Source organism: Halothece sp. PCC 7418 (assembly GCF_000317635.1).
In the GTDB taxonomy this organism is placed as follows: Bacteria; Cyanobacteriota; Cyanobacteriia; order Cyanobacteriales; family Rubidibacteraceae; genus Halothece.
The window spans coordinates 2520493-2540435 of the sequence record NC_019779.1 but is presented as its reverse complement, the minus strand read 5'-3'; the positions used below and the strand labels follow the sequence as shown (position 1 = coordinate 2540435).

The 19943-nt window shown below is 42.3% G+C and carries 20 protein-coding genes; 7 read left to right on the top strand and 13 right to left on the bottom strand.

Features of this window, described 5'->3' with window-relative positions:
- Positions 1-188: 188 nt before the first annotated feature.
- Complete coding sequence (trpE, locus tag PCC7418_RS11460) at positions 189-1700, bottom strand: anthranilate synthase component I (protein WP_015226350.1); 1512 nt, start codon at positions 1698-1700, stop codon at positions 189-191.
- Positions 1701-1774: 74 nt separating this feature from the next.
- Positions 1775-2857, bottom strand: coding sequence for a tRNA preQ1(34) S-adenosylmethionine ribosyltransferase-isomerase QueA (gene queA, locus PCC7418_RS11455; protein WP_015226349.1), 1083 nt, complete (start codon positions 2855-2857; stop codon positions 1775-1777).
- 343 nt (positions 2858-3200) lie between these two features.
- On the opposite strand from queA, the gene PCC7418_RS11450 reads away from it, so the two are divergent.
- The gene (locus PCC7418_RS11450) at positions 3201-3590 is read left to right on the top strand and encodes a hypothetical protein (RefSeq protein ID WP_041596625.1); all 390 of its coding nucleotides are present in this window, start codon (positions 3201-3203) and stop codon (positions 3588-3590) included.
- Between the two features lie 10 nt (positions 3591-3600).
- Here PCC7418_RS11450 and PCC7418_RS11445 read toward each other — a convergent pair whose 3' ends face one another.
- From PCC7418_RS11445 to PCC7418_RS11435, 3 genes are all read right to left on the bottom strand, one after another.
- Entirely contained in the window at positions 3601-4419 is an 819-nt protein-coding gene (locus PCC7418_RS11445) for an FkbM family methyltransferase (protein WP_015226347.1), read from the bottom strand.
- 246 nt (positions 4420-4665) lie between these two features.
- Complete coding sequence (locus tag PCC7418_RS11440) at positions 4666-6213, bottom strand: hypothetical protein (RefSeq protein ID WP_015226346.1); 1548 nt, start codon at positions 6211-6213, stop codon at positions 4666-4668.
- Between the two features lie 129 nt (positions 6214-6342).
- Positions 6343-7242 carry a UbiA family prenyltransferase gene (locus tag PCC7418_RS11435; protein ID WP_015226345.1) on the bottom strand — a complete coding sequence of 300 codons (900 nt, stop codon included), beginning with the start codon at positions 7240-7242 and terminating at the stop codon, positions 6343-6345.
- Positions 7243-7347: 105 nt separating this feature from the next.
- On the opposite strand from PCC7418_RS11435, the gene PCC7418_RS11430 reads away from it, so the two are divergent.
- The 3 genes from PCC7418_RS11430 (at position 7348) to PCC7418_RS11420 (ending at position 9253) form a co-directional block, all read left to right on the top strand.
- The gene (locus tag PCC7418_RS11430; protein ID WP_015226344.1) at positions 7348-7749 is read left to right on the top strand and encodes a HEPN domain-containing protein; all 402 of its coding nucleotides are present in this window, start codon (positions 7348-7350) and stop codon (positions 7747-7749) included.
- Entirely contained in the window at positions 7739-8077 is a 339-nt protein-coding gene (locus PCC7418_RS11425; RefSeq protein ID WP_015226343.1) for a nucleotidyltransferase domain-containing protein, read from the top strand. Before PCC7418_RS11430 ends, PCC7418_RS11425 begins: the two co-directional genes overlap by 11 nt.
- A 168-nt stretch (positions 8078-8245) precedes the next feature.
- Positions 8246-9253, top strand: a complete 1008-nt coding sequence (locus tag PCC7418_RS11420; protein WP_015226342.1) for a DnaJ C-terminal domain-containing protein — start codon at positions 8246-8248, stop codon at positions 9251-9253.
- A gap of 34 nt (positions 9254-9287) precedes the next feature.
- Here the strand turns inward: PCC7418_RS11420 and chlG are convergent, their stop codons facing one another.
- The 4 genes from chlG to PCC7418_RS11400 all read right to left on the bottom strand — a co-directional run bounded on the left by chlG (position 9288) and on the right by PCC7418_RS11400 (position 12789).
- Positions 9288-10280, bottom strand: coding sequence for a chlorophyll synthase ChlG (gene chlG, locus PCC7418_RS11415; RefSeq protein ID WP_015226341.1), 993 nt, complete (start codon positions 10278-10280; stop codon positions 9288-9290).
- A gap of 31 nt (positions 10281-10311) precedes the next feature.
- The gene (locus PCC7418_RS11410; protein WP_015226340.1) at positions 10312-11400 is read right to left on the bottom strand and encodes an FAD-binding oxidoreductase; all 1089 of its coding nucleotides are present in this window, start codon (positions 11398-11400) and stop codon (positions 10312-10314) included.
- Positions 11397-11861, bottom strand: a complete 465-nt coding sequence (gene psbQ / locus PCC7418_RS11405; protein ID WP_015226339.1) for a photosystem II protein PsbQ — start codon at positions 11859-11861, stop codon at positions 11397-11399. The genes PCC7418_RS11410 and psbQ overlap by 4 nt, the downstream gene beginning before the upstream one ends.
- Positions 11862-11937: 76 nt before the next feature.
- A complete protein-coding gene (locus PCC7418_RS11400) occupies positions 11938-12789 on the bottom strand; it encodes an alpha/beta fold hydrolase (RefSeq protein ID WP_015226338.1) in 852 nt (283 codons plus the stop codon).
- A gap of 493 nt (positions 12790-13282) precedes the next feature.
- On the opposite strand from PCC7418_RS11400, the gene PCC7418_RS11395 reads away from it, so the two are divergent.
- Positions 13283-14662, top strand: coding sequence for a response regulator (locus tag PCC7418_RS11395; RefSeq protein WP_015226337.1), 1380 nt, complete (start codon positions 13283-13285; stop codon positions 14660-14662).
- A gap of 4 nt (positions 14663-14666) precedes the next feature.
- On the opposite strand, the gene PCC7418_RS11390 is transcribed toward PCC7418_RS11395, so the two are convergent.
- From PCC7418_RS11390 to PCC7418_RS11375, 4 genes are all read right to left on the bottom strand, one after another.
- Positions 14667-15413: an HAD-IA family hydrolase gene (locus tag PCC7418_RS11390; protein WP_015226336.1), complete on the bottom strand. Its 747-nt coding sequence runs from the start codon at positions 15411-15413 to the stop codon at positions 14667-14669.
- Positions 15414-15473: 60 nt separating this feature from the next.
- On the bottom strand, positions 15474-15902 hold the full coding sequence (locus PCC7418_RS11385) for a bacteriohemerythrin (protein ID WP_041596244.1): 429 nt from the start codon (positions 15900-15902) through the stop codon (positions 15474-15476).
- A 90-nt stretch (positions 15903-15992) separates the two neighbouring features.
- Entirely contained in the window at positions 15993-16421 is a 429-nt protein-coding gene (locus PCC7418_RS11380; protein WP_015226334.1) for a bacteriohemerythrin, read from the bottom strand.
- Between the two features lie 204 nt (positions 16422-16625).
- The gene (locus PCC7418_RS11375; RefSeq protein ID WP_015226333.1) at positions 16626-17054 is read right to left on the bottom strand and encodes a bacteriohemerythrin; all 429 of its coding nucleotides are present in this window, start codon (positions 17052-17054) and stop codon (positions 16626-16628) included.
- 246 nt (positions 17055-17300) lie between these two features.
- Here PCC7418_RS11375 and PCC7418_RS11370 point away from each other — a divergent pair, with 246 nt between their 5' ends.
- Both PCC7418_RS11370 and cydB read left to right on the top strand, forming a co-directional pair.
- The gene (locus PCC7418_RS11370) at positions 17301-18731 is read left to right on the top strand and encodes a cytochrome ubiquinol oxidase subunit I (protein WP_015226332.1); all 1431 of its coding nucleotides are present in this window, start codon (positions 17301-17303) and stop codon (positions 18729-18731) included.
- Between the two features lie 2 nt (positions 18732-18733).
- Entirely contained in the window at positions 18734-19768 is a 1035-nt protein-coding gene (gene cydB, locus PCC7418_RS11365; protein ID WP_015226331.1) for a cytochrome d ubiquinol oxidase subunit II, read from the top strand.
- The last annotated feature ends 175 nt before the right edge of the window (positions 19769-19943 follow it).

The window sequence follows — 19943 nt, the reverse complement described above, 5'->3', positions numbered from 1 at the left end:
TAACCGTTCCCCCCTTCGCAAGGGGGGCTAGGGGGGATTAATTTACAATTGATTTGGCGTTGCTATCTTTAGGATTTGGAACAGGATTTGCAGAAATTAACAAGGAACGATCAACGATGAACGAATAACAGACAATGACTCACTTTGTCCCTCAACCAACCAAAGAACACCACAACATAATTTTAACGTTATTGAAGAGAGCGGATCGCTTCGAGTAATGCTTTGGCTTTGTTGAGTGTTTCTTCATACTCTTTTTGAGGGATGGAATCTGCAACCACCCCTGCTCCTGCTTGCACTGAAACTTTGTGTTTATCTTCACTTTCAGGGCGGACAATCATCGTGCGAATCGCGATCGCGCTGTTGAGTTGTCCTTCAAAATCATAATAACCATACACGCCTGAATAGGGGCCACGACGATGGGGTTCTAATTCTGCGATAATTTCCATGGCGCGGATTTTCGGCGCACCACTGACGGTTCCTGCAGGAAATGTGGCTTTTAAGACTTCCCAAGCCGTTTGTTGGTCTGCAACTTCCCCAATGACATTACTAACAATGTGCATCACATGAGAATAGCGTTCGATGGTCATCAGTTGATCCACAGTAACGCTTCCTTTCTCGCAGACTCGCCCTAAATCATTGCGTCCTAGATCCACTAACATAATATGTTCCGCGAGTTCTTTGCGGTCTTGCAATAAATCTTCAGCGAGGGCGTTATCTTCGGCGGGGGTTTGTCCGCGTTTGCGCGTTCCTGCAATCGGGCGTAAGGTGGCTTGTTGTTTATGGTCTGAGGTGAGTTCTACTTTTACCATTACCTCTGGCGATGACCCGATTAATTGCCAATCCCCAAATTGATAATACGCCATATAGGGGGAAGGATTGACTATTCGCAAGGAACGATAAAGATTAAACGGATGTCCTGTGTAAGCCGTATTTAACCGTTGCGAAAGCACTACTTGAAAGATATCTCCGGCGTGGATATAGTCTTTTGCTTTTTCCACACTGGCTTCAAAATCGGCTTGTGTGGTGGTGCTTTCATAGGTAGAATCGTCCGTTGTGGGAGAAGATGATAGAGAAACGGTATTTGCGATTTTAGGGAGAGGAGACTGTAACTTACTGACTAAGGTGGTCACGCGATCGCGCGCTTCTTGATAAGCCGTTTGTAAATCCTGTTTTTCTCGCAAGTCTGCATAAGCAATGGCAAAAATTTTCCGCTTCACCTGATCAAATACCAGCAGTTGATCCACTTGCATCCATACGCCATCGGGTAAATCTTCCTCTTGACGGGAATGAACGGGAACACGCGGTTCAATCCAATTAATCAATTCATAACCCCACATTCCAAATAATCCGCCAATACCAGGGGGAAGATTATCGAGTTTCACAGGATGAATCGAAGCGAGACACTCTTTTAAGACAGTAAATGGATTCCCTTGATAAACCGTTTCCTTCCCAGCGCGATCGACTTGCTTGGTGCTTTCTCCGCGATTTTCTAATACCCACATCGGGTCACAGCCTAAAAAACTGTAGCGTCCGAGATTTTCTCCCCCTTCTACCGACTCTAAAAGAAAACTATAGGGTTGTCCCGCACAAACTTTAAACCAAGCCGAAACTGGGGTTTCTAAATCGGCTGTCCATTCTTCGTAAACGGGAATAAAGTTACCTTGATTCGCAAGTTCGCAAAACTGGGAAAATTCAATCATTTATTTTTGTTCTTGGTTCTTTGTTATTCGTTTAAGTGATAAACCACTAATGACCAATGACTAATGACTAATGACTAATGACTAATAATCAACATCGCATCGCCAAAAGAATAGAAGCGATACTGATGCGCGATCGCGCTGTCATACAACGATAATAGCCGTTCCCGCCCGATAAACGCACTGACTAACATTAACAAGCTCGATCGCGGTAAATGAAAATTCGTAATTAAGCCATCCACTACTTGCAACTCATAACCTGGATAGATAAATAAATCCGTTTTGCCACAAAACGCCTCAAAATTACCTTCTTTTGCAGCAACTGCTCCTTCTAAGGCTCTCACAACCGTTGTTCCTACAGCAATTACCCGTCCCCCTTGCGCTTTGGTTTCCTTAATTTTCTCCACCGTTGTCGCAGGAACATTAATCCATTCTTGGTGCATTTGATGATCGGTAATACTTTCAGTTTCCACAGGGCGAAAGGTTCCCACCCCGACATGAAGGGTAACTTCGGCTTGGTTAATTCCTTTTTCAGCTAATGTGGTTAATAATTCATCCGTAAAATGTAAACCAGCCGTTGGTGCAGCGATCGCGCCCTGTTCTTGAGCATACACCGTCTGATACTGTTCGGGTTGTGCTTCTGTTGAAGTGACATAAGGCGGAAACGGAATCTCCCCATAGTCTTCTAAAAGGCTAATTAAAGAAGTTTCTACTGGTAAATCAAACTCTAAAAACCGTCCCCCTGTCGCCTCGTCTTTTCCGGTTACCGTTGCTTCTAAAATTGGCTTTTCTTGCGCTTGATGCGGATAAAATTGAATCTTTGCCCCAATTTGTAATCGTTTCCCTGGTTTAACTAACGCTAACCAACAATTTTGGCTTTTTTCTTCCAATAGCAATACTTCTATTGCTGCGCCAGTCGTTTTATAACCATAAATTCGCGCGGGAATCACCTTCGTATTATTCACCACCAATAAATCCCCAGCCTGTAGCCATTGCGGAAGATCATAAAACCGTTGGTGATGATGGCTTGTCGGGGAATCAACCACCAACAAACGAGAATGATCGCGAGGGGTAACAGGGGTTTGCGCGATATAACTTTCTGGAAGGTGATAATCGTAGCTGCTGAGTTTTTGGTCTAAAGGAGAAGCGTCAACTTTCATGATTCCTGATTTAACAAACCGAACCCTTATTATCGCGAAAATTTAATCCCCTTGACAGCCCTTCTTGGGTAACTGCTAACTGGTCACTGGTCATTTATTAAGTGGGTAGTGGTTAGTAGGTAGTGGGTAGTTTTTTTCTTCTTTACTATCCACTGTCAACTATCCACTGTCAACTATCCACTGGTCACTGGTCACCCAAATACCAACCCGAGAAGGATTAGGCGGGAAACCCCCATTCTTTAGAACAAAATTGGGGGATCTTCCCCTAGTAAGAGTGTCATCCACTCTGGGACACTAAAGGTAGTGCAGATCGATGGGATCGCGCTACGAAGGTTTTTTAGAAATGAAGTACATTTATTATCTCGCTAATGCCAGTCTAACGCTCAGACTGATTGACCATCTTCGAGGAAGCTCTGAACTTCCCACCAGTATAGTTACAGTCATTCATCGTATTGACGGTTGGTTGGTTAAAATTCATTTCCAGCAAGCCTTAGACTCTCAGCAACATGGCGATTTCCAAGCCTATCTGGACGAAATTGGAATTCCCTACGAACCAGAAATTCGCTTGCAAATGGCATTGTGGAGTTTAGAAGTGGGACAATCCATGGTTGATGTGATGCGTCGTTACCAACTCGCAATTGTTTCTCATGGTCAACCTAACTACAGCGATATTGAAGCCTTTCGAGAACAATTTACCAAAGGACTCGGTTATTGTCCAGAAACATTAGCTTGAAAATGCTGTTCTAATTCGTTATCAATCTTTCTATGAGCCAATTGAGCCATTTACCGTTATAAGGATTCGTGATCTTAGTAATTGCACTTTCAGAATAAGCGAAACCACGGAAACTAATAATATTTCCATAAACGGCATTGGGAATAAAGAGGGTATCGGGATCTAAGGTAAGAGATTGCAAATCAAAAATGTTTGGTTTTGCATTAGGGGCGTAATCAATCATAATGCTAAACCCATAGCCATGCTTTTGTAATGTTTCTAAGCATTTCATGGTTCCGCTAAGAAATTTAGGTGACCAACCTTTTTTTCCATGATAGCGACGGCTTCCTCCTCCATACTCAAACATAACTATCTTCGGTAATTGAGAGGGAGGGAGTGCTTTAATTTGTTCAATGACAACGACTTCCCAACCTTCAATATCTAGTTTTAAGCAAGTAATTTCTTCGATTCCAGTTAGATTTATTAGCTTTGATAAATTAATCGTAGAAACTAATTTAGTTTGTTGAGAAGAAGCAAACCATTCTGCTTCTAGAGAATTAAAATTTCTATCACCTAAATATGCAAACCTTCCTAAATGTAGCCTTTGCATACCATTGTGATTAGATAAACAACATTCTAATAATTGAATTGAATTCTGTTTGCAAATGCGTCGTAGTTTTTTATTAGGAGACGGTTCAATTGCAATTGTAGAAAAACCTAATCGAGAAAATAAATCACAATAAAATGCAAAATCTCCTACTCCAACATCTAGACAGACTCCTTCTCGGTAGGGATCAACGCTTGGCAGAATTTCTTTCAACAAACTTTGACAGCAGGCTTCAACGCGCATGAAAATTTTTTTAGTAAGTAACTATATTAAGACTTATAGCGTTTCCTAGTTGGTTGAGGTACGTAATGCGAGTCGGTGGATGTTCATGGTTCATGGTTCGTGGTTCATTGATTAACAACCAACAAAGAACGAAGAACAAAGAACAAAGAACAAAGAACGAAGAACAAAGAACAAAGAACGAAGAACAAAGAACAAAGAACCAAAATTTAGAATGTACCTCATGAGATTGGGAAGTGCTATTTTAGCTTAATGATAATCTTTTCCAGACCCATATTGCCACGCTTCAATTAATCGCTGCACACGATATTTTTGTTCTGGGGAAAGATTCTTTAAAGTGGGAAGCAATGGTTGGCTGATTTCCGATAAACCGCTATAAAGTCCAAGATTAAGGTAATGGACTAGCCAATCAATAAGCGGGGAAAGTCCCACTTGCGGAATTACGGGGAACACAATATCGGGTCGTGTCACCGCAGTTAGGGCGAGGGCTTTAGTTAAGGCGGGAAACTGAACAACATCTTGTAAAAAGGGTTTGAGAACATCATCCCCCAGTTCATTCATTGCTGCAAAAACACCACTCAGAAGATCATTGATTTGATTAGCAGCAAGTTGTTGATTGATACCGACACTCATGGTGCGTTGAAACAACCAAGTGACTGAAATATTCGGTTGATACGGTTGTAAAATGGCGAGATCCCGTTGCGAAAGTGCATCTGCATTCAGGGCTTCTGTTACCCCATCAGTTAACCGAGACAAATGACGAATCATCGCACCAAACCCGCCAAAACTCACGGGCGATTGTATCCCACTACTATCGCCGATCGGAAGAATACGCGACCACGGAACCCGCAACGGACTATTTTTATAAGCTGGAAAGAAACCAAATAAAACCCGTTTAAACTCTAAGTCTGAAAGTCCCGCGTTTTGATATTCGGGTAACAGTCGGAAATATTCATCCATAAAAAATTCTAAACTGGGACGGGATGGATCAGCATCCAGATAAGAAAATAAATAAGTGGTGCGTCCATCTTTAGCGGGAAAGGCTTCCCAAAAGTATTGACATTGGTTTTGAATCGGAGTAAAAGAGGCGATTAAATCTCCTGTTTCATTCTTCGGATACCCATCCGCACAACTCCCCACCACAACACAAGTTCCCTCAGGTTTTTCACCATTTCTCGCTTGTTTGACAATCGGAGAAAAGTGTCCCATTGCATCTACTAATAGGCGGGTGGTTAGGGTTTGTTGATCCGTTTGGATTGCAACCCCATTCGGATGAACTGTTGCGGATTGAAAGGCGGTTTTTTCTAATAAAATTCCACCTCTATCTAAGAATTTGTTTTTGAGTAAATCTAGGAGAATAACAGGGTCAACGCCAATATTTAAAACATCATTGACCCAGAGTTCAATTCCTTGATGAAATGCAACTCGTGCGGGATTATACCCTGACGCGATCGCGCTGTCTAATTCTTCTTCTGTTAATAAGCCTAATTCAACTAATTCTGATAGTTCTTGACGAGAAATATTCCATTCTTGTTCCCGTCCTCGTAAAATTACCCGCTCTAAAATCCCAACTTTAAAGCCTCTTTGCTGTAACCCAGTAGCCAGTAAAATTCCTAGTGTTCCGCCACAAATAAGAACATCAAATTCAGAAGCAGCGAGAGAATTATTACTGGTTTGAATGACTTCCTTGGGGGAATTTTGGTCTTGACGAATTCCTTGCCAAATCTGATCAGCTTTTCGCAAGCTACCTAAAACATCACCAGGGAGTTGAGATAAAATTTGTTCGGTTGGTTTCATAATCAGTTGATATTAACAGGGACAATGGATGTAGAGATTTAAAATGAACCACAGAGACACAGAGAGAGATTCAGATAGTTTTTTGCATTCAATCAATTATATTGAATTCAACAATTTTTGCTATCAATTTTATATAAATTTAACGATGAGGGGAAGAAATAACGACCCATCAATAATAAAATCGTAAAATAAAAGCGGGGTGTCTTCATTTACTGTCCAGATGAGAATCAGCATGATACTATTTGCGCTGAAGATGGCTGGATAAAAGGGTAAAATTAAGGTTCCGCCGTAGCCGATTAAAATTGCTAACATCAGACAATTCATAATCGTGAGAATGATTCGCGTCCCCTGAATACCGACCATTAAGGGTAAGGTTAAAACGCCTTTTTTGGCATCGGATTCTAAATCTCGAATATCAAATAAGTTGGCATTTGATCCTTCAAAGGCGAAAATAAAACCCGTGGTGAGTCCAGCCCTTAAATCAAATGCACTTCCCGCATAAGCTAAAGGCAGCGCGATCGCGCCATAGGTAATAATGGTACAAACAATCCAAGCCTTTGCCCCCGGAATATCTTTCAGCCGATACCAACGCCATTGTTTCTCACGTCGGATCGGAAAAATCGGTGCGCCATAAACCAAGGGAAATACAACCGCTAAACTGACATAACGAACCGCAGTGGGCGCAAACCAGAGTAAAACCAGTACACCAGCAATGGCACATCCTAGTAATCCTAAAAGCCCAAAATTAGAGCGAAAATAGGCTTGTGCTTTCGCATTACGGCTTTGTTGCACATAAGCATCAAATAAACGGTCTAAGTTGTAGGGAATCAGCGCAACGAGGAAAATAAATAAGATCGGTCGCCAGTCGGTTTCTAAGCCCATCATCCCTTGGGCGAAGGCGGTTAGGGAAGCTAAGGCTGCTGCTACCCAAATACTAGGATAGATGAGAAATTCTAAAGCGCGATCGCGCAGGCGAGACGGATTCCAATCACGCCAGCCATCTCCTTTCTGAGGAATCTTGAGCGTCATCTGTCAGTGGGGGTTGAGACAATGTTCCTTTAATGTAACAAAATGTAAAGAAGCTGAAATTGATCTTTTGGGATAATATTGCTAAGTACCTGATGGGGCTGGTTTATGAAACAGCAAGAGTGGAACCGATATCTCAAACAAGCGAAACATACTCTTGCTTCGGCGAGGCGGGATTGCACAGCAGAAGATTTTGATTGGGCTTGTTTTAAGGCACATCAAGCAGGTGAATTAATTCTTAAAGGATGGCTACGAAGTACGGATCATTTTGTTACGGGTCATTCCATTGTCAACTTATTAGAACAACTCAAACCAGAAATCGAAGTTCCTCCAACCTTGCAAAAATGTGCTCGTGAATTAGATAAAGTTTATATTCCCAGTCGTTATCCTGACGCTTATATTGAAGGTGCTCCTATTGATTTTTATGATCAAGCCGATGCTGGAGCCAGTATTGATTGTGTCGAAAAAATTTTAGAATTTATTGAAAACTTAGCTAACCATGCTCGATAAAGAAGAACAACGAAAATGGCGATCGCGCCGTGTTAAACAATACCTTTCTCGGCTTCCTTTCGCCCAATACCGAGCGATTATTTTTGGTTCAGTGGCAAGAGGAGACTTTATTCGAGACAGTGATACTGATTTGTTGATTATTAGTAACGAGTTTCCCCCCTCGATGAAAGGGAGATTGGATATTTTATTTGATCTTCGCGATGAAACTCCAGAAATTGAACCCATCGGTTGGCGGGAAGAGGAATATCAAGCCCGGAAAGCCCAAGGAGATCCCTTTATTCAAGTGCTGGAAACTGAAGGAGTCAATTGGGATCAGTGGTTAAATTAACTCTTCAAGATAAGGAGGAAATTGCCACCCAACCCGACAGCAAAAACCGAACTTCCCTCTCGTTGCAACTTTGCTAGGCTATATCTGAGATAATATCTGCTTTATCGTTAATCTAATCAGTATTCTAGAACTTAGCCGTTAGTCGTCACGCTGAGGAGAGAGGAATTTATGGCAAAAACAGACTTCAAGGACTATTATTCCATTTTGGGCGTGAATAAAAACGCCAGCGATAGTGATATCAAAAAAGCCTATCGTAAACTTGCCCTAAAATACCACCCCGATCGCAATCCCGATGATCAAGAAGCGGAAAACCGCTTTAAGGAAGTGAATGAAGCCTACGAAGTGCTCTCTGATCCCGAAAAGCGGAAGAAATATGATCAATTTGGTCAATATTGGCAACAAGCGGATCAGTTTCAACAACAGGGTGGTGCTGGTACGCGCACACGCACCACTGGCTTTGGAACAGATATGGGTGGCTTTGACTTTAGCCAGTATGGCAGCTTTGAAGAATTTATTGATGAACTGCTTGGACGCTTTAGCACGACTGGCGGTGGACGGACTCGCTACAAATATCAAACGTCCCCTGGTGGCACTGGTTTCAGTGACTTTAGCAGTGGTTTCGGGACAAGTACGACTGTTGGTGCAGATGCAGAAGCCACCATTCGTCTCAGTTTTAGTGAAGCCTTCCGTGGTGTGCAAAAACGCCTGAGTGTTGGGAATGAGGTGATTAATGTTCGCATTCCAGGAGGGGCAAAACCAGGGAGTCGCATTCGGGTGCCTGGAAAAGGAAAAGCCAGTCCTTACGGTCAGCAAAGAGGGGATTTATACTTAAATGTTGAACTGCAACCCCATTCTTTCTTTCGGTTTGAAGATGACCATTTAATTTGTGAAGTGCCGATTACTCCCGATGAAGCAGTGTTAGGCGGAGAAATTGAAGTGCCCACTCCTGATGGGAAGGTATCGGTGAAAGTTCCAGCTGGGATTCGGTCAGGACAATCGCTTAGACTGCGGGGGAAAGGTTGGACAAAACCGAAAGGCGAACGCGGGGATTTGTTTGTGCGCGTTAATATCACCATTCCCAAAAATATTAGTCAGACGGAACGGGATTTATATGAGAAAATTCGCGCTAACCGCAAGGAAGATCCCAGAAAAGACATTAAGAATGTCCGATTATGAGACAAGGGGGGACAAACCCCTTGCCTGAGAGGGATTAAATCCCAGAGTGTCCCAGTGCTAAACCGGTTACTAGCATTCCGAAGACAAGAAAAGGCTGGGCGCTGGCTTGGTATTTGACATCGTTTTCTAGGGGAGAGCGCAAGAAATACATATCTTGGAAGGTAATTTGAGGAATTACCAGCAAGACGAGAAGCGTGGCATAGAGGTTTTCGTGAATACTCATTAAGTAGCCTGCAATTCCCAGTTGGAAGGTATCAATCATCAAGACACTAATCCAGGCTGCACCGCCGACTCCAAACATAACCGGAAGCGATTTTAGACCGAGTTCGCGATCGCCTTCCACACTCTTAAAGTCATTGACAACTGCAATGCCCAAACCTGCCATACTGTAAATCAGTGTCAGAACAATGATGGTTAGATTTAAATCGCCAAACAGTGAATGTCCAGCCCACCACGGCAATGCGATATAACTGGCTCCAAGGGCGTAGTTGCCTAACCAACCATTCTGTTTGAGTTTGAGGGGAGGCGCGGAGTAGATGAAGGCGAGAAATGTGCCAATGACGGTAATAATAGTGATTTTAGGATAGGCATTCCCGCCCCATTGATCTAATGCAAACGCGATCGCGAGCCCTGCCCCTAACAAGATCAGAATTTGCGTAACCACCTGTGGCACTGAAATTGCGCCAGAAGGAATGGGGCGATAAGGTTCATTAATGGCATCAATTTCGCGATCGTAAAAATCATTGAGGGTTTGCGTGTAACCCGTCATCAAAGGACCCGAAAGCAGCATACAAGTGACCACTTTGATCAGATCTTCTATTTGCCAATGGAAGTTTCCAGAAGAAGCAGCCCCACAAATGACACCCCAGATTAAGGGAATCCATGTGATGGGTTTCATCAGTTGCAGGCGAATTTTCCAAATGGAAGTCTCCCCCGTAGCAGCCCCTTTCATTCCCAACATCTGGCGGGTTTTTCCAGAGCGGTTTTCTTGTTGTTCTGGCATTTCAGAAGGAGTGGATTCAGACATATCAATTTACATTTTGTTATCTTTACTTCCATCATCTTAGCGATGGCTGCAAGGATTCATAGACCATCTCTTTCACCTGTCTCGCGGTTGCAGGGGCAAGTAAAACCCCATTCCGATAATGCCCTGTCGCAGCAATCACATTTTGATATCCCTCTAAATATTGAATGACGGGTGCGCCTTGTCCTTCGGGTCGTGGACGTTTGCCCGACCATGTTTCTAAGATTTCTCCTGTTGCTAAAGCTGGACAAAATTGCACGGCTTTTTCCCATACTTTATCAAGGGGAGTAGTGACGGGTTGATCAGGAAATTCTACGGTCGCGCCGACCCAATACTCCTGATTTCCCAAGGGAACAATATGAACATCATCCCCTGTGACCACTGTCGGTAATTTTAAGGATGCAGGAAGACGCACTCGCATCGCTTGTCCTAAGACGGGGCGCAACTCGATCGGTTGTTCTAAGTGACGAGTGAGAGGAAATGATCCTAATCCTGCTGCAATAATGAGGCAATCGGCTTCATACGTTCCGCGATTGGTCTCGATGGTATAACATTCGCCATGATCGTCCGTGTTACTCACAGAGACCCCAGTTGCTTCGACTCCCCAGTCACAGTTAACTCCCTTTTTCTGACAGGCTTGAATTAAGGTTTGGGTTAGAACTTGGGGCTGAACTTGTAAGTCTTGGGGAGAATACACTGCTCCGATGATTCCAGTTGTCTTGAGATCGGGACAAGCAGTTTGCAGTTTTTCAAGATCCCAAACTTCTAATGTCCAACCCTGTTGATGACGTAACTTGACGAGTTCTTGCCATTTTGCCATCTCTTCTGAGGAAAAGCAAAGATGAATTAAGCCCTGACAATGAGGGATAGCATTTCCTGTTTGTTCCCTCAACTCTTCTAATAAGTGGGGATAGCGTTGCAGACTGGTTTCTCGCAGTTGCCAAGCGCGTCCCTTTGTTTTCTGGCTGATGATGCCCATTAAAATTCCCAGTGCTGCCCCTGTTGAGGCTTGTGCTGGGGCATCTTGATCGATGATTGTCAGGTCAAAGTCAGAGGACGGGCTCAGTTCGTAGGCGATGGTTGCGCCAACAATACCACCGCCAATAATTAAAACACGCTTCATGTTGTTTCCGTTGATTCTGGTTCGGGAAGCAAGTTGAGGTATTGATCGAAATCAGTCAGAGCGCGATCGTAACTTTCTAACGCTCGGGAATAGGCTTCGTCTTCTACCGCCGAGTCAACCTGTTCTATATCTTGAAACAACCGTTTGGCATAGCTCCGCGCTTGTTTTTGATCTTCTGGTAGTAAGTTCCGAGTGACATAGGTCATCTCACGACGCAGACCGCCTAAAGGACCATGAAGTAAGCTAAACGCATCCGACCATTTTTTGTCCTTGATTAGGGATTCCAGTTCCGTCAGACGTTTTCGGGCTTGTCTCACGGGGGTGGCTGCTCGCTCAATCTGTTCGATTTGTTCGTTGCTGTAGGTGGGAGGGGGAGTGTTATTATTTGCTCCACCGCAACTGACCAGAACAATTGCTACAACTGCCAGTAATAGGGATAAAATAGAGCGTTTATTTATCATAATCTTTAAAGGTTAATCAAGGCTTTGAATTGCTTTATCATCAGGATACCAAGTTGCGGGTCTTGTCCAGAAGTTTCTAAACGATTTGTTGACGGAGAAACATTAGTAGAATCGGACTAATTTCATCTGACCAGTGTTCTTGGGGATAATGCTTGGCTTCTTCTAATTTGGCTAAATTCACATTTTGATGCTCTTGCGCGATCGCTGCTGGAATATCCGACGATAACCACGGATCATCCATTCCCCAGATGATTTGGGTTGGTTTCTCCCAATTGCTCCAACCTGCTTCAATTTCCGTCATCGCATCTGATAAATTTAAGTTTTTAATGGTCGCCACTAGTGAACGTCCCGCTTTTGAGTTTTTCAAAAAAGGTTGGCGATAAATTCCTAAATTTTCATCAGAGATCACGTAACCACTCCCGGTTTCTAATGTCCGATCAACCAGTAAGGGATCTTGGGTTAACATCTCTCCCATCAAGGGGAAGCCCCAACGACGCATCAGCCAAGGGAGACGAACTGATGACGAGAGTGGGGTATTGAGGATGACTAAACGTTCAATTTGTTCGGGATGACGAAAGGCATATTGTAAGCCGACTGAACCGACAAAGCCCTGTATGACAAGGTGAAACCGAGAAAGGTTTAACTCAGCAAAGAATTCTTCTAACGCGGTTAGAAATGCTGAAGGTTGATAAGAAAATTCTCGTTGCGAAGGTTTGCTCGATGCGCCTTCTCCCAACCAGTCTGGCGCATAAGCAGTGAGTCCAGCCTCAGCAATATCTTCTAACAAGACGCGCCAACAATAGCTGTGAGCAAGCAGTCCATGTAATAAGACAATTGGAGTCTGTTCGGTTTCATTTCTTGGAGTGGCTTGGCGATAAAACCATTCTTGAGTATCAATAGTTAGGGTTTGAGTTTCGATTTGAGTCATTACTAATTGTTCAAGGGCTACTGTCTTCTACTTAGCCTAGATCAAAACTAGAAAGCTCTTGACCTTCCACCTGTCAGTTATATGGATGATGACTCGACTATAATGTTATATTAACTACGGAACGAGTCAGTAGTGATAACCAATCATTGATTTAATCTCTTTCAATCGGAATCAGTGAAATCTGCTATGATTCTATTGATTTAAATATTAAGTTCCGTAAATCTTGTCAATCCTCTTTCATTATGTGTTCTATACTACAAAATAGACCCGATGAAACAGAAAACTTAAGGAAGATCTTGATCGTAAAAGAGACCTGAAAATGATGAAGATCAAACGATAACACTACGCATTTAGGTGTTTGACAGATCGTAATCCCAAAACCAAGTCATCGATTACCTTGTCTCTTTCCCCAGCGCGTAGCGCTATATATAATCTCACTTTAGTGAGCTCTAATCCTGTCAAGGGGAAGAGTTAACCAAGATCAAAAACGATAATGAACCAAGAAGATTTAGAGATGCAAAACCGATCTGAACAACGTTTAACTTGTAACCGTATTTTTCGCCATCTAATTTTTTATCACTTACAGAAATTTACAGGAAAAATTAAAGTTTCGAGTACCCACGGAGAAGAATGGAGCTTTTATTTTTTGCTAGGAAACTTAACTTGGGCAAGTGGTGGGAGCTATCCCTTACGACGGTGGCGGAGACAATTTTATGCTGCAACAGGAAAACTACCTAATCTTGATAATTTAGACTGGAATGCTGAATCTTGGGATTGTACAGAATTGAGGATTTTAAGTGAGAATAATAGTCTGGCGATTGAACAAGTGCAAACCATTCTTAAGGGCACTTTGAGAGAGGTTTTGTTTGATGTCGTACAGGCTTTTGAAGCCCCCATCTACCAATATCTGGGTTGTCCTCAAACCGTGATTTCACTTTCCCAATTAACTGGAATTGGCGATGGCATGAATTTAGAAGTCCAAGAAGGGGTAACTCCAGACCGTTATTATCGTTTACCTCGTAGCCTATTTCCGAATATTAAAGGCTTACAAGAAAGGACTTATGAAAATTGGAAAAAGTGGCTCAAATTGGGATTGTCTCAAGTTTCTCCCAATGAAGCTCCCTTTTTACTAGAGCCTGAAGAACTAAAAAAGCGGGTTTCTCAGAAAGTTTATCAAAATATGGAAAAAGGTTTGCAGGGAAAAACCTCTCTAAGAGATTTAGCTTTTAAGTTTAAAAAGAATAGCGATTTTTTTACCATTGCTTCTGCTGTTGCTCCCTATTATCAAGAAGGATTGATTACCTTTAATCCCATCAAGGATTTATCGGTTTATAATGCGGAAAAACAAAAGTATTCAACCTTTACCTTATCAGAAAAAAACAAGGAAGAGTCTTTCCTATTTGTCATTGATTCTAGTCGTAAGAATCAGTCTTTGCTAAGCGCGATCGCGCAACGACAAGGATCTCAATTTCAAGCGATGAATGATGGGATCGATGCTCTTCAAAAGATGGTTTATAATCCGTTTGCTCGCCCAAAAATTATCTTTGCTAGCTACGAAATGGGAATCATTAAACCACAAGAATTCTGTGCTATTATCCGCCGAGTTGAATTAATACGATCAGTTCCCATTGTGGTTTATACGAAACGTCCAATTTCTAATCAAGACGCGGAAGAAGTCCTCTATGCTGGAGCAAACGAATTAATTACTGAAAATTCCTTGACACCCAGTTACGTCAACTCAATCATTAAAAAATATCAGCACCCCAAATCAGATCCCAAAAACCAAAGTAAGCAAACTATTATTCAAGGAGGAACCTCTTCCCACTTTCGCTTAACTCCTAATCAGACCAGTTTCTCAATGTTCGCCTCTTAATTTCTTAATGGAACTGGAGCAGGCGTTGGGCTAAATCGAGATTAAAATAAGTCTGATCAAGGGAGTTCTGATCCGAGTAAATAGTAAAGGGTTGATTCGGTTCTCCCAAATCACTGATGACTAAAATTGCATTAGAAAAGTCTTGGTGAGCCGTATAATCATTAACCGTAACCACTGTTTTGAGACCCGCTTGTGTTGCTGCGGTGAGACCAGGCTGTGAATCCTCAAACACTAAAGCATCAGCAGCCATTACATTTAACTGTTGTAAAACATAGTGATAAATGTCGGGGGCTGGTTTTTTGTCAGCAACAACATCGCCCGCAGCGATCGCGCGAAAATAAGCAGTCGTTCCCAAATGGGTTTCTAGGAGGGCGACCGTATTTTCTAAAGCACTAGTGGTCGCGATCGCGCATGGAATCCCTGCTTCATAAGCCTCAGTAATCAACCGTTTGACTCCAGGGCGTAAGGGAATCCCCCCTTCCCCTAAAACTTGGCGATAATAACGATTTTTGGCACTATGCAGATCTTGGATCAATGTCTCTTCTGGAGAGATCGCATCGGGGAGATAATGGGTCATATAGTAACGAATCCGCTCTTTTCCCCCAGAAATCTCTAGTAACTCACCATACAAGGACTCTGACCAAAACCAGTTTAACCCCGCTTCAGCGAACGCCCGATTAAACGCAACGCGATGACCGTAACGTTCGGTTTCCGCCAGAGTGCCATCAACATCAAAAATGAGAGTCATCATTATTAACCAACTTGCTGTTATTTGCAAATACTGCTCTTCACTTGTCAATAAAGGTAACAATTAAACCGACGTTGTTGTTTCATCTAAGACCTTTTTTTCTTGGAGAAAACAAATCATTTTTTGATCTTGACCTTTAATGGTATGAGTCAACCATTGGGTTAAAAAGTAAGAAAGTTCCATCGTAACAAACGAATCTCCATTAGATAACTTTTCTGAAATTTCGTGCAATTGCTGAGTCAAGTGGTTATGAGCTTCTTTATGCTCTTTATAGTTAGGGTAGTCATACTGAAGCATTAACTTTTCTTCGTCAGCAAAATGATCAACAGTGTAGTCAATCATTTCCTTTAAGATTTCTTGAATAATATTTTTTTCCTCTCCCTGAGACATCGCGTCATGTAAGCGATTAACGACATCAAATAAATATTGATGTTGTTCATCAATACTATCGAAACCCGTTTCACATTCCAATTGCCACAATTCCATTTTCATATTGACTAATGATTTCTTTGTTCTTTGTTCTCCCCCTCCCTTCCCCCCCCTTAGTAACTGGTATTCCTAAACCGAATCAGAAATTTTAGATTAAACAGCACTCATTTCTGGTTCTAAAACATTCTTTTCTCGGAAAAACCGAATCATTTTTTGATCTTGACCTTTAATATGATGAATCAACCATTGCGTTAAAAAATGAGAGAGTTCAATCGTAACAAAGCGATCCCCATTCGCAAACTTTTCTGAAATTTCCCTGACTTGTTGCGTCAGGCTATCATGAATCTTTTTGTGTTCTTTATAGTTAGGGTAATCATAGTGAAGCATCAACTTTTCTTCATTGGCAAAATGTTCTACGGTATAGTCAAGCATTTCATCTAAGGTTTCTTTAATGATATCTTTACCATGACCCTTAGACATGGCTTCATGCAGGCGATTAATAATATCGAATAAATGTTGATGTTGTTCATCAACTGTACTAAATCCCGTTTCATATTCGGCTCGCCAAAATGCAATTTTCATATTTGAGTGATCATTTTCCTTTCTTCAATTCTGATCCTATAGCAATCCTAAATCAGTTGTAAATTCCTGCATTTAATCCCCGCTTTCATCCCCCCTGCACCCCCGCTCACTAAGCAGGGAAACAAAGAAAGATCGATTAAGCAGGTTCTTACAAATGAATTAGATCTGCTAGACATGGCTACTCCTAGAGAATGATTACCTCCTCTAAACAGCACTCATCTCTGGTTCTAAAACATTCTTTTCTCGGAGAAACCGAATCATTTTTAAGTCTTCCCCTTTAATATGGTGAATCAACCATTGTGTTAAAAAATGTGAAACTTCTACGGTGATTAAATGTTCCCGTTGAGCCACTTTTTCCGCAATTTCTTGTACTTCTTGGGTTAGTTGATCATGAATTTGTTTATGTTCTTTGTACAAGGGATAATGGGCTTTAATCATGAGCTTTTCTTCCGTGGAGAAATGTTCTATGGTGTAATTGATCATTTCCTCTAATGTTTCTTCAATAACTTCCCGTCCATGACCACTAGACATGGCTTCATGGAGACGGTTGATAATGTCAAACAAGTGTTGATGTTGTTGATCAACGGTGTCAAACCCAGTTTCATACTCTGATCGCCAAAATGCAATTTTCATAATCTACCTTCACCCTAATGCTTTGAGATGCCTAAAATTTTAAGAAAAGACGGTAAAAATGAGTTTAATTCTTCGTAAAAATGTTGGATATGAAATAATACTTAATTGTGGAATCAACAATTTTTTGCATTTAAAATAAAACGTTAACTTTATATTAAATCTTAAAACTTCTTTTAATTTCGCAATATTGAAAGTCAACAATCGTTATGATGTGACCGTGCTTAAGATTTGTTAACGAGAGGAAGAATGGATTTTTTATCAGACTCAGTTTCGCTCTCACGGATGCAATTTGCCATAACTGCAATTTTTCATATGTTATGGCCCGTGTTGACAACTGGAATGTCAATTTATTTAGTGGTTGTTGAGGGAATGTGGCTCAAAACCCGCAACCCAGACTACTACTATCATGCTCGGTTTTGGTCAAAGCTGTATGTTCTAAATTTCGGGATTGGAGTCGCCAGTGGCGTTCCCATGGAATTTCAGTTTGGCACAAACTGGGCCCCATTTTCCGAAGCAGTAGGTGACTTTTTCGGGAGTATTCTTGGGTTTGAAGCCTCAATGGCGTTCATGCTAGAAGCGGGGTTTCTCGGAATTATGCTGTTTGGTTGGGGTCGTGTTCCTCCTGTCATTCACTACATGGGAACAATTATGGTCGCTTTTGGCGCGAACTTATCGACCTTTTGGATTATTACCGCCAATTCTTGGTTACAAACCCCTGCTGGTGGCGAATTAGTGGATGGAAAATTTGTTGTCACCGATTATTTCCAAGCTATTTTTAATCCCTTCATGGTCAATAGTGTACTGCATATGTTCTTTGCCACACTGGAGACTTCTCTATTTGTGATTGGGGGAATTAGTGCTTGGTATATCCTGAACCGAAATCAACGTTATCAACAGTTCTTTACCCGATCCTTTAAGATTATTCTTGCTGTCGCGATCGCGGTCGCGCCCTTACAAATCTATATCGGACACCTCAGTGGGGAACAAGTCTATCATAAACAGCCCACAAAAATGGCAGCCATGGAAGCGCAATGGGAAACCGCCCCTGGCGGACAACCCGCAGATTGGAGTTTAGTGGCGATTCCGAACTCAAAAGCAGAACGGAATGACTGGGAAATTTCAATTCCCAATGGTTTAGGCTATATCCTCGAATTAAAACCCAATTTATCGGAACCCGTCAAAGGCTTAAAAGAATGGAAACCTGAAGATCGTCCGAAAATGGTGGGATTGATTTACTACTCATTTCGGATCATGGTGGGGATTGGTTTCTTCCTTGCGGGATTAATGGGAATTACCGTCATCCAATGGTTACGAGGAAAACTCGCACCCGCACAAATTGCCAATCAAAAATGGTTAATGTTGGGTTGGATATTTTCCGCCCCTTTAGGATATATCGCCATTGAATCGGGTTGGATTGTCCGTTGTGTCGGACGACAACCGTGGACGATGTATGAAGAAATTCGCACCGTTGATGCTGCTTCCAATTTACCCGCCCAAGAGATTCTCACCTCTCTAGCAGCCTTTACAGGAGTCTATACGCTTCTGTTTATCTCCGCCCTCTATTTCGGGAGTCGGATTATCCGCCAAGGGCCCAACTTTGACTTACCGATTCCAAAAGAAACCTTAGAACCGACACCCGTTGAACATACTCCAGACCGCCGTCCCGTGGAAAATTAATTATGGAAACTCTCGCTTATTTTTTACCGCAAGTTTGGTTCGTCATTTTGGCGTTATTTCTCTTCCTTTATGTCACCCTCGATGGCTTTGACTTAGGGGTAGGGATTCTTTCCATTACCTCTTCTAACGAGGAACGCCGTGGCTTATTAATGACCAGTTTAAGTAACGTTTGGGATGCAAACGAAACCTGGCTTGTCTTGATGGGAGGCGCGTTATTTGGGGCGTATCCCTTAGCGTACAGCACGATTTTAAGCGCGTTATACATCCCGATTTGGCTGATGGTCTTTGGCTTTATTTTCCGTGCGGTTGCGTTTGAATTTCGCGAACATTCTGAGAATAAATTTTTCTGGAATGCTGCGTTTGGTTTAGGGAGTTTACTCGCCACCGTCGGACAAGGCTTTGCTTTAGGCGGTGTCTTAATCGGAATTAATGTCGATGAAAGCGGACACTTTATTGGCGGAATTTGGGATTGGTTAAGTTTACCCTCGATTCTCGTTACCCTAACTTTGATTCAAGGGTATGTCTTAAGTGGATCGACTTATTTGGTGATGAAAACGGAAGGGGCGTTGCAACAAACCCACTATCGCACAGCTAAAATTGCTGCAGTTACCACCTTAATCGGTGCAGTCTTAATCACCATTACCACGCCCATTTTCTTAGAAGAAGCGCGATCGCGCCTCTTTGATCCCCCCTTTCTTTACATTTTTGCCACCATTCCTGTTTTAGGAGCATTTTTCATCTGGCAACTGTTACGCAGCCTTAATCAACAACAAGAACGTGCGCCCTTTGTTTGGACAATTTTAGTCTTCTTGCTGTCTTTTTTAGGTTTAGGGATTATTGTCTTTCCCTACATTATTCCCCGTTCCATTACCGTCTATCAAGCTGCTGCTGACCCCAGTGCTTTGGTGTTTATGCTGACATTTATTGGTTTTTTAATTCCGATTATGTTGGCATATAACATCTATCAGTACGTGGTCTTTCGCGGTAAAGTTAGAAGTAGTAATTACACAGAGCCAGTCAGAAAGTCATCGGTTTGAAACCGATGGACGGGGCTTACAAGCGTCGAAACCAAGTTCCGACGACAGCCCCTCATGAATGAGCCTTGGAGGACTTTAGTCCTCTGTGTCTGCGATAATAGACGAAGCCCAAAGATGGTGAAAAACCCGTCAGGCTTATTAAAAAAAGTAGAGATACAGCTAGACTTTCGTTTAG